Here is an 11,012-nt window from a genome sequence, read left to right as displayed (position 1 = left end):
GTGGCCTCCGCGCCCGCGGGGGGCGCGCGACGTCTGGGGCCCTCGCTCCCGGGGGAGGGCCCGCGGCGACGGTGGCCGGGCCCGGCCGCGACCGTACGGGCGGGCCGAACCCGGGACTACTGGGGCGCGGGGCGGCACCGTACGCTGTCCCGCGTGAAACCCCTGACGCGCGTCGTCCTCTTCGGCGCCCCTGTAGCTGTTGCCGCCTCCGTCTACTTCGGCGGAGGCGGCGAGTCGCTACGCCCCAAGGACGACCCGAGCCTGCGCGTCAGCCCGACCGCCTTCGCCCCCGACCCGCTCAAGGCGGGCAGCCCGGCCCAGCAGCGCGAGCGGGACGACCGCATCGACGCGCTGCCGCCGGGCCTCGCGGACCCCGCGAAGAAGGAGATCGCCGCCCAGCTGGTGGCGAGCGCGGAGAACTCGACGCTGGACTGGAAGAGCCAGTACGGCGCCATCGAGGACATCGGCGACGGCAACGGCTACACGGCCGGGATCATCGGCTTCTGCTCGGGGACGAACGACATGCTCCAGCTCGTCGAGTACTTCACGGCCGAGCACCCGGACAACCCGCTCGCCGCGTACCTCCCCGCGCTCCGCGAGGTCGACGGCAGCGACTCGCACGAGGGACTGGGCGCGCCCTTCGAGGCGGCGTGGGTGAAGGCGGCGGAGGACCCCGAGTTCCGCAAGGCGCAGGACGTGATGCGCGACCGGATCTACTTCGACCCGGCCGTGCGGCTGGCCAAGATGGACGGCCTGTCCACCCTCGGCCAGTTCATCTACTACGACGCGATGGTGCTCCACGGGCCGGGGCTCGGCCCGGACGGCTTCTACGGCATCCGCGAGGCCGCGATGAAGGCCGCCGACACCGCGGCGGAGGGCGGCGACGAGAAGGCCTACCTGAATGCCTTCCTCGACGCCGGCCGGACCGTGATCGGCCGCCAGAAGACCGAGCAGACCAGGGACTCCTCGCGGATCGACACCGCTCAGCGGGTGTTCCTGCGCGAGGGGAACATGGGCCTGGACACGCCGCTCACCTGGCGGGTCTACGGAGAGACCTTCCGCATCGGCTCATGAGCCGCCGCGCCGCCCGGTGACCGCCGCGCTGCCCGGCGGCGCGCCCGGCCTCGTGAGCCGCGCTTCCACCTCGTGGGCGTGCCGCGCCGCCTGCGGAGCGGCGGCGGCCGCCGCCCGGGTCAGCGGGCCGTGCGCTTGAGGCGGTGGCGTTCCTTCTCCGACAGGCCGCCCCAGACGCCGAACCTCTCGTCGTGTGTCAGTGCGTACTCCAGGCAGGCCACCCGGCCCTCGCACGCTCCGCAGAGCTGCTTGGCCTCGCGGGTCGAGGAACCGGGGGCCGGGAAGAAGAACTCGGGACCCGCCTGGGCGCACAATGCGCTCTCCTGCCAGGAGAGTTCGTGCTCGGTGGTGACTGTGGTGTTGATCGGCATGCGGAACACGCTGCCCGTCGCCGATAAACATCCTGTCAACGAACGATCAACGGCGTCCCCCGCAGGGGGCCTTTCAGGTCAGTCCCCCAACAGGAATCCCCGCACGACGGCGAACCGCGCGCCCGCCGGATCGGCCAGTTTCGCGAAACGGCCGACGCCCTCCACATCGACGGGCGCCAGTCTGATCTCCGCGCCGAGCTCCTGCGCCCTGGCCACCGAGGCGTCGCAGTCCTCGACGGCGAAATACGGCAGCCAGTAGGGCCCGCCGGCGGCCTCGATCGGATCGGCGTTCAGCCGGAGGACGCCGGCGAACGTGGTGTCCTGCGCCGCACCGCCCGGGCGGACCATGGTGTAGATACCGCTGCCGTCCGGCATGGGCATCTTGGAGACTTCCCAGCCGAAGACGCCGCCGTAGTACTCCAGGGCGGAGTCGGGCTCCGGTGTGAACAGCTCGAGCCAGGACAGGGTCCCCAGCTCGCTGACCGCGTCGAGTCCCTTGTTCCGGCCCGGTTCCCAGCCCGCGAAGGCCGCACCCGCCGGGTCCAGGCAGATCACCATGCGCCCTTGGTCGAGGACGTCCATGGGCCGGACGACGACGCTCCCGCCGCGCTGTTCGACGGCTTTCACCAGGGCGTCGGCGTCAGGCGTCTGGAAGTAGACGTTCCAGTTCGGCGTGCCCTGCTCGGGCGGCACGGTCATCACGGCGGCGACCGTCCTCCCGCCGAGCTGGAACATGCCGTAACCACCGGCATCCGGCCCCGCCGACACGAACGTCCAGCCGAACACGCCGCCGTAGAAGGTCTTGGCGGCCTCGACGTCGGGCGTGCCGAGGTCGATCCAGTTCGGGGAGCCGGTGACGTAGGGAGCGCTGAGCAAAGGTCCTCCTTCGGATGCGGCCGCCGTCGCTCCCCGAGTCTCCTACCGATCCCGCCCGAAACCTTCACGGCGCGCCCGGCGAAATCGCCCTACGGCGCTGCGACGCCGGGTGGATTCACGGCGCCCGCATCACGGGCCCGGGCCGTCAAGTCGGGTGGACCGCACGGTGGAACGAGACAGGCGTCCGACAATCCCGGTTGTCGCCGGTAAGGCGGCGTTGATGGTTCAGCCGCGTGTCCCGACGTCGCGCCAGAAGGCGTCGACGCGGGAATTCCATTCGTCCGGCACTTCCTGGAAGGGCTGGTGGGACTCCTCCTCCATGACCTCGAACCGGGCGCCCGGGATCCGCTCGGCCACGGCGCGGCCGAGCTGCGGACGCGCGCTCGGGTCGAGGCCACCGGCGAGGACGAGCGTCGGCACTCCGATCCGCGGCAGGCGGTCGGTGGTGTCGTGGTCGATGAAGGCATCGAGAAACCGCTGAACGTCCTCGGCCGACTGCTTGTGCGGGAAGGCGAGGACCTCCTCGATGGTCCGGTCGACGCTTCCGTCGTTGTGCGCCCGCGCCGTGTAAATGTCGAGATAGAAGCCCTCGAGGAAGGCGCGCTCACTCGGAGCGACCGCCACCAGCCACCGGATGAACCGTGCCCAGGAACGCAGGTACGGGTCCATCACCGGCCATGTGCTCTGCAGGACGAGGCTGCGCACCAGCTCCGGGTGGCGGAGGGCCAGTTCCTGGGCGATGATGCTGCCGCCGGAGAAGCCGGCCACGTGAGCAGAGGAAACGTCGGCGGCCCGCAGAAGCGCGGCGGCGTCGTCGGCCATCATCTCCACGGAGACGGGACCGTCAGGCATCGCGGTTCGGCCGGCGCCCCGATTGTCGAAGGCGGTCAGGCGGTAACGGTCCAGAAGCCGGTCGAGCTGGAACTGCCACGATTCGACGGTGTCGCCCAAGCCGCCGATGAGCAGGACGTCCGGTCCTTGACCGACCTGTTCCGTCCAGATGTCCAAGTCACCGGCGACGATGTGCTCGCCCATGGCCAGCCGCCTTCCCCTCACCCGGCTATTTCCCCACAACTCCATCCTCGCCCAGTGGCCGACGGTCGCAACCTGCAGAGTGAGCCCCGGGGGGCGCCCGGAAACAAGGGCGGCGCCAGGCTCGACCAGGTGTTGTCCGAAAGCTGACGGACACCTGTCGATCGCCGACCCGGGGCGGCGCTACGGCCTGATCTCGTACACCAGATTGAAGGGTGTCTGCGCCGCTCTGCGGAACCGGGTGAAGCCGGCTTCCCTGATCACCTCGCGGATCGCGGCCTCCCCGGCTTGCGCGCCCAGGGAGTAGCCCCCGGGCTGGGACATGCTGTTCGGCACGCACAGGAACGTGGAGCCGCTGTAGTACAGCCGGCCGACCGGATTGAAGTTCTCCTCGGCCTTGTCGGAGGCGTACGGCTCCACCAGCATCCATGTGCCGTCCGCGTCCAGCGCCTCCCGCACCTGCTTGGCCGCTCCGAGCGGATCGCCCATGTCGTGCAGGCAGTCGAACATCATGACCAGGTCGTAGTCACCGCCGGTGAACGTCTGCGCGGACGCCACCTCGAAGGTCACCCGGTCGGTCAGCCCGGCAGCCTCCGCCTTCTTCCGCGCCAACTCGATCGACTCGGCGTGGTAGTCCGAGCCGACGACGGTGGCGCGCGGGTAGGCCTCGGCCACGAGGAGCGACGAGGAGCCGAGTCCGCAGCCGAGGTCGGCCACCCGCGCTCCGGCGGCCAGCTTCTCGTCGACCCCGTCCAGCGCCGGGATCCAGTTCGGTACGAGTTCCGCCGCGTATCCGGGGCGGTAGAACGCGTCGCATCCGACGAAAACGTCCTCGTCGTGCTCGTGCCAGGCCACGCCGTCACCGTTGCGGAACGCCTCGGTGATCCGCGGCTCGGCGCGCAGATATCCCAGCACGATGAGGAAGGCCGCCGGAACGTTGGGACCGTCCGGGTCGGCCAGGCAGAACGCCTGCTCCTCGGTCAGCCGGAACTCTCCGGTCTGCGTGTCGTAGCTGACGTACCCTCCCGCGGCCTGGCCGAGCAACCATTCGGTCAGGTAGCGGGGATGGCATCCGGTCCGCTCGGCGAAGCGCTCCGGCGTCGCCGGGCCTTCCGCCAGCGCCCGGTACAGGCCGAGTCGGTGACCGATCACCACCGAACCGGCGGCACCGGCGGCACCCAGGTCCGTCACGAACCGTCCCAGAAACTCGGTGACCTTGTTCTGATCCATTCCCGGTCTCCTTGCTGCGCGACCGGCTCCGCCGTCACCACGGAAAGCACCCCGTCCGCGGCCCGGCATCGGACGGCACCCGGGACAGACGTCGAGGGCTCGGCGCCGCGTGGCCGTCGAGAGCCGGACCGTGCCGTTGGAAAGGCCCTGGACACCCACTGGCTGCCGAAGTGCCCTGCTCGAGCCGTCAGATCTACGGAACCACATGTTCCGGAGACGCGCGCACCGCGGCCCGGCAGCGGACGGCCGGAGAAGTGCCACGGCGGCTACGGCCTGTCAACGGGCGCACCGAACCGCCACCACGCGGGCCCGGGCAGCGGGCTCCTGCCACGGCTCGACCGGAACCCGGCCAGGCGCGCGCCCCGTTGCCGGGCCCTGCCCTGGCGCCGGGTCTGCCGGCTGGAGGGCCGACAGCCCGGGCGGGCACGCGCACGGCTTTCCGGCCCGGCCCGCGCAGCTATGCGCGGCGCCGGGATCTAGTGGGCGTGGCCCTCTTCCGAGGCGGGATGGTGCGGTTCGTGGCCGGGGATCGTGCCGTCCTCCTTGGCGACGAGGAACAGCCCGGCCATGCCCATGTCCGAGTGGCTCTGGACGTGGCAGTGGTACATCCACGCGCCCGGGCCCACGTGTTCGCCGGCGATCACCTGGAAGCCGAAGGAGTCGGCCGGGCCGGTGATCTTGTTGTCGATCACCCGGCTGACGTCCTCCGGGCCGGACAGCAGGCCCGTCCGGTTGTCCGCCCAGCGGTGACCGTGCATATGGAACGTGTGATAGTACTCGCCGTGCGTGATCATGATGATCTCGACCCGGTCCCCCACCGTGGCAAGGAAGTTGGGCGGGTCGGCCGCCGGCCGGTTGTTGATGGTCATGTCATTGAAGACGATCGTGAACTGCTTGTCCGGAAGGATGTCGTCCTTCCTGCGCACCACCATCGGGCCGTAGAGGCCCTTGCGGATGCCGCCGGTGCCGTGATCGGTGCCGACGACGTGGTCGTGGTAGTGCCAGTAGCCCGCGCTGCCCGGCCGCCAGGTGCCGTCGGCACGGCGGCCGGGTGCGTGGGTGCGCCAGGTGTAGGTGCGGGTGGCGCCCGGCTCCACGTGGCTCCGGCTCATCCTCGTGCCGTCGTTGGAGATGTCGTAGTCGACGCCGTGCGGATGCAGGCTGACCGGCACGTCCATCAGGTTCTCGAACTCGATGTGCAGCGTGTCGCCTTCGACGAGTTCGATCAGTGGCCCGGGGACGGTCGCCTTGCCCTTCTCGAGGCCGTAGCCCATCGATCCGTCGGCCCGTTTCTCGGCGTACATCTTGAGGTGCCGTACCTGGCCGCCGGCCGGAGCGAGGCGGGGCGCGCCCTTCACCGGCGCCGGCGCCGCGTTGGAGGCGGAAGTGATCGACAACGATGTCACACCTGTGGCCGCCGCGGCCGCGCCGCCCGCGAGCAGACGCCGGTTGAAGCTCCGTCTGTCCATGTCGAACTCTCCAGTCGTCGGCAGAGATTGACGGGGCGAATGACCCCGGGGACGGCCACACGGTAACCGGACGGGGCTCGTTTATCCACGGTCAGGACAAAGTTCGTCGTATTGCAGTCATACCTATTGGCGAACCGCGAAAAGAGGTCTAGCTTCAACGGCTGTTGTTGTGACCACAGAGGGGTGGGTGACCCATGCAGCGCGCACCACATCACAGGTCCGAAAGAGCGAGATCCCGAAAGCACCTCCTGGCAGCGGCACTTGGCGTCGGCGCCATGACCGCGTCGCTGTTCGGCGGCGGCAGTCCCGCCAGCGCCGAACCGTATCCTGAGCCACCGGCGACAACGTTGTCCCTGCCGTCGCCGCCCGGCGGCGCGAACGTGAAGGTGCTCGTCTTCCACGGCTCCGCCACGGCGGAGTCACCGGCCGTCGAGGCCGGTATCGCCGCGATCGAGACGATCGGGCTGACCGGCCCCGCCGCGAGCCGCTTCAGGACCGAAGCCACCGACGATCCCGCGGTGTTCACCAACGCCAAGCAGCTCGGCCGTTTCAACGCGGTCGTGTTCCTGACCGGCGGCGGCGATGTGCTCGATCCCGATCAGGAGGCGGGCCTCGAGTCCTATCTGGAGGCGGGCGGTGGATTCGTCGGCATCCACGAAGCCGCGCGCACCGAGCCGTACTCCGACTGGTTCACCGGTCTGATCGGCGCCCGGCCGACGGGCGCGCCCAGCAGCACCCAGCGCGCCGTCGTCGAGGTGGGCGACCGCGTGCATCCGGCCACCAAGTCGCTGCCCCTGCAGTGGAAGCGGCCCGACAAGTGGTTCAACTGGGCGGAGAACCCGTCGGGCAAGGTGCACACGGTGGCCCGGGTGAAGGAGAACTCCTACACGCCGGCCGCGAAGGGCAACGGCTGGGACCATCCGATCTCCTGGTGCCGTGACTACGACGGCGGCCGCTCCTTCTACACCGGCATGGGCGGCACGGCCGACAGCTTCGCGGAGACCGACTTCCGCGACCATCTGCGCGGCGCGCTCGCCTGGACGACCCGCATCTCCCAGGCCGACTGCAAGGCGACGATCGACGCCAACTACACGGCCGAGCGGGTGACCCAGGCCAACCAGCCGGGGCAGAACGACCAGATCGGCGAACCGCACGGGCTGGTCGTCGCACCCGACGGCCGTGTGCTGTACATCGGGCGCGGCGGCGCCGACTCCTCCCGGCCGGTCGTCACCGACTGGAACAACCCGGAGATCGGCAAGGGCCAGGGCGAGGTCCACGTCTACGACCCGAAGACCAAGAAGGTCTCCAAGGCCGGTGCGCTGACGGTCTTCGGCAACAAGGGCGGCGGCGACGAGCTGGTCAAGAACGAGGAGGGGCTGCTCGGTATCGAGCTGGACCCCGACTTCATGACCAACGGCTGGGTGTATCTGCACTACACACCCCACTCGGAGATCGACCGCGAGACCCGCATGGCCGAGCGTCGCGTCTCCCGCTTCACGCTCGACCTGGCCACCAACCGGCTGGACCTGGCGAGCGAGAAGGTGCTGCTCGACTGGCCGGTGCAGATCCACAGCTGCTGCCACGCCGGCGGCGGCATGGCCTGGGACTCCAAGGGCAACCTCTACATCGCCACCGGCGACAACAACTCGTCCGGCTTCAGCGGCGGATACTCGGGCAACAACCCGCAGCCGAACTTCAAGGGCGTGTCCTTCGCCGACGCGCGCCGCACCGCGGGCAACACCAACAACCTCAACGGCAAGATCCTGCGGATCCACCCCGAGGACGACGGCACGTACACCCTCCCCCAGGGCAACCTCTTCACGGGCGAGGAGACGGCCGAGGGCGGCGGCAAGACCCGCGGCGAGATCTACGTGATGGGCGTGCGCAACCCGGCACGCATCTTCGTCGACAAGAGCACCGACATCCTCTACGCGGGATGGGTCGGTCCGGACGCAGGCGCCCCCTCGACGACCTGGGGTCCGGCCAAGTACGACACGTTCGCCGCCATCACGCAGGCCGGCAACCACGGCTGGCCGTACTGCATGGGCAACAACCAGCCCTACCGGGACCGCAATCTGCCCGACCCGGCCCAGCCGCTCGGCTGGTACAACTGCGACGCGCCGAAGAACGAGTCGCCGAACAACGACGGTCTGGTGAACCTGCCGCCCGTCACGCCGAACACCATCTGGTACTCGCCGCAGGGCGGCGGCGTGGACTACCCGCGTGACGCCAACGGCGTGCCCAGCTACAAGCAGGAGGAGCAGAAGCTGCTGCTGCCGTGGCTCAAGGGCGGCGGCCAGGCCACCATGAACGGCCCCGTCTACCGCTTCGACGCCGCGAGCGACTCGGCGGTCAAGTGGCCCGCGTACTGGGACGGCAAGTGGTTCGTCGGTGACTTCTACGACGGCGACCAGCCCAGGCACGCGGTGCTGACCGATCCGAGGACGGTCGGCAAGGGCGGGCTCCCGGTGCACGCCGAGTCGCTCAAGAAGATCATCCCGACCGGCACCGGCGGTATCCGCAACCTCATGGACTGGAAGTTCGCGCCCGACGGGTCGCTGTACGTCCTGGACTACGGGCGCGGCTTCTTCACCTCCGACTCCAACTCCGCGCTGTGGCGCGTGACCTACAAGGGCGGCGGGGCGACCCCGGCCGCGGACCAGCTGGCGAGGAAGGCGGCGCAGTGACCGTGAGACACAGAACCGCGAGCGTGTGGACGGCCTTGCTGGCCGCCGTGGCGATGGTGGTCGGGCTGATGTCCGCCGCCGCGTACGGCAAGACCGACGACGGCCGGACGGCCCCGCAGGCCGCCGCGGAACAGGTCCTGACCTGGACCGCGGGTGACCCCATCGACCGCTACCTGTCGTTCCCGACCACCGCGGTGGCCGGTCCGGCGACGATCGTCTTCGAGAACAGCGCGGCCACCGGGAACACCACCGGGATGCCGCACACCCTGACGTTCTCGGTCTCCGACGTCGAGTTCAACAACGACGTCCAGCTGAACCTGCTGGCCAACCCGAACGACGACATGGGAGGCAAGCACACCGCCCAGGTCAACCTGACCGAGGGCCGCTACTTCTACCACTGCACGATCCCCGGTCACGGTTCGATGCAGGGCATCCTGACCGTCACCGCGGGCAGCGGCGAGGACACCACCGCGCCCGTGACGACGGCGAAGGTGGAAGGTGACCGGAACGCCGACGGCGCCTACATCGGCCAGGCCGCGGTCACTCTGGCGGCGACCGACGAGGGCGCCGGCGTCGACAAGATCGAGTACGCGCTCGGCGCCGACGGTCCCTGGCAGCCGTACACGACGCCCGTCGTCGTCGACGAGGTCGGGGCCCACACCCTCCGCTACCGGGCGTACGACAAGGCGGGCAACGTCGAGGCGGAGAAGTCCGTCGACTTCACCGTCGCCGCGCCGCCCACGGACGACACCACCGCCCCGGAGACCTCGGCCACGGTGAGCGGGGAGAAGGACGACCAGGGCCGTTACCTGGGGATGGCCACGGTCACCGTGACCGCCTCCGACACGGGCTCCGGCGTCAACACCGTCGAGTACGCGGTCGGTACCGGCGCCTGGCAGCCTTACACCGCCCCGGTGATGGTCCACGAGACGGGCGCGCACACCGTCAGGTACCGGGCCACCGACAAGGCCGGCAACGCCGCGGCCGAGAAGTCCGTGGACTTCACGATCGTCGCACCGCCGGCCGAGGACAAGGAGCCGCCGCAGACCACGGCGGGGATCTCCGGCGAGCAGAACTCCGACGGCGCCTACATCGGCCGGGCCACCGTGACGGTCGTCGCGGTCGACTCCGGCGGCTCCGGCGTCGACAAGGTCGAGTACTCCCTCGACGGCGGCCCCTACCTCGCCTACACGGCTCCGGTGGTCGTCGACCGCGTCGGCTACCACACGGTCCTCTACCGGGCGACCGACAAGGCCGGCAACACCTCGCAGGCCAAGAGCCTGGCGTTCTCGGTCGCGGAGGGCGGCGGCGTCCCCGCGCCCGTGTGCCCCGAGTACGACGAGCGTGCGACGGTCATCGTCGGCACGGTCGACACCGGCATCCCGAACCGCATGACGGGCAGCCGCTGCACCATCAACGAGCTGATCGAGGACGAGAAGGACTGGTCGTCGCACGCGCTGTTCCTCAAGCACGTGGACGAGGTGCTCGACCGGCTCCTCGACGATGGCGTCATCGACAGCCGTGAGCACCGGCAGATCACCCGCGCGGCCAGGGAATCGGGCATCGGCAAGCCCGGGCAGACAGGCGGCTACCGCGACATCTTCGACGGCACCGAGGAGACCTTCGCCAAGTGGCAGCACGTCGGCGGCGGCAAGTTCTCGCTCAGCGAGGACGGGGCCATGACCAGCAGCACCACGGTGCCGGGCATGGGCATGCTGTGGTTCCCGCAGCGGCAGTACGGCGACTTCTCCCTGAAGCTCCAGTGGCGGGACGACGCCCCCGGCGCCGGCAACGCCAACGGCGGTGTCTTCGTACGCTTCCCGTACGTCCACGACAACCCGGAGGAGTCCCGCCCGGAGTGGGTCGCCATCAAGTACGGCCATGAGGTGCAGATCCTGGACCGTCCCGACGGCGACATGTACAAGACCGGCTCGATCTACGGCTTCGACCGCGTCGGCCTCGGCGGCGCGGGTGTGACGCCGAAGGGCACCTGGAACGACTACGAGATCCGGGTGGAGGGACAGCACTACTCGGTCTACCGCAACGGCAAGCTGATCAACGAGTTCGACAACACCGGCGGTCAGGTCTTCCAGCCGCCCCGGTCGGACGACCCCGGGACGGACGGCCGCCGCTACGCCACCGGCTACGTCGGCCTCCAGGTCCACGGCACCACGGACGTGATCTCCTACCGCAACATCAGGATCAAGGAGTTCTGATCCCCACCGGGTGAGCCGCTGCGGCTTCCCGGAACCGGCTGCCCCACCGTCCAAAGG

The 11,012-nt window shown here is 69.9% G+C and carries 8 protein-coding genes; 3 read left to right on the top strand and 5 right to left on the bottom strand.

Annotated features, from left to right (window positions below):
• Window positions 1-162 precede the first annotated feature (162 nt).
• Complete coding sequence (locus ACWGH4_RS21925) at window positions 163-1,074, top strand: chitosanase (protein WP_441261981.1); 912 nt, start codon at window positions 163-165, stop codon at window positions 1,072-1,074.
• Between the two features lie 119 nt (window positions 1,075-1,193).
• Here the strand turns inward: ACWGH4_RS21925 and ACWGH4_RS21920 are convergent, their stop codons facing one another.
• The 5 genes from ACWGH4_RS21920 to ACWGH4_RS21900 all read right to left on the bottom strand — a co-directional run bounded on the left by ACWGH4_RS21920 (window position 1,194) and on the right by ACWGH4_RS21900 (window position 6,052).
• Window positions 1,194-1,445: a WhiB family transcriptional regulator gene (locus ACWGH4_RS21920; RefSeq protein ID WP_453463395.1), complete on the bottom strand. Its 252-nt coding sequence runs from the start codon at window positions 1,443-1,445 to the stop codon at window positions 1,194-1,196.
• Between the two features lie 78 nt (window positions 1,446-1,523).
• Complete coding sequence (locus ACWGH4_RS21915; protein ID WP_453463392.1) at window positions 1,524-2,321, bottom strand: VOC family protein; 798 nt, start codon at window positions 2,319-2,321, stop codon at window positions 1,524-1,526.
• A gap of 225 nt (window positions 2,322-2,546) precedes the next feature.
• Window positions 2,547-3,356: an alpha/beta fold hydrolase gene (locus ACWGH4_RS21910; RefSeq protein ID WP_453463389.1), complete on the bottom strand. Its 810-nt coding sequence runs from the start codon at window positions 3,354-3,356 to the stop codon at window positions 2,547-2,549.
• 180 nt (window positions 3,357-3,536) lie between these two features.
• Window positions 3,537-4,583 (bottom strand): class I SAM-dependent methyltransferase, encoded by a 1,047-nt coding sequence (locus ACWGH4_RS21905; RefSeq protein ID WP_453463386.1) that lies wholly within the window; start codon window positions 4,581-4,583, stop codon window positions 3,537-3,539.
• Between the two features lie 476 nt (window positions 4,584-5,059).
• Complete coding sequence (locus ACWGH4_RS21900) at window positions 5,060-6,052, bottom strand: multicopper oxidase domain-containing protein (RefSeq protein ID WP_453463383.1); 993 nt, start codon at window positions 6,050-6,052, stop codon at window positions 5,060-5,062.
• Between the two features lie 275 nt (window positions 6,053-6,327).
• Here ACWGH4_RS21900 and ACWGH4_RS21895 point away from each other — a divergent pair, with 275 nt between their 5' ends.
• On the top strand, window positions 6,328-8,739 hold the full coding sequence (locus ACWGH4_RS21895; RefSeq protein ID WP_453463380.1) for a ThuA domain-containing protein: 2,412 nt from the start codon (window positions 6,328-6,330) through the stop codon (window positions 8,737-8,739).
• Window positions 8,740-8,792: 53 nt separating this feature from the next.
• Window positions 8,793-10,955, top strand: coding sequence for an OmpL47-type beta-barrel domain-containing protein (locus tag ACWGH4_RS21890; RefSeq protein ID WP_453463398.1), 2,163 nt, complete (start codon window positions 8,793-8,795; stop codon window positions 10,953-10,955).
• Window positions 10,956-11,012 lie beyond the last annotated feature (57 nt).

It is taken from the genome of Streptomyces sp. NPDC054847 (assembly GCF_053610925.1).
The sequence above is the reverse complement of the archived record's forward strand: the minus strand, read 5'-3'. Positions and strand labels throughout refer to the sequence as shown.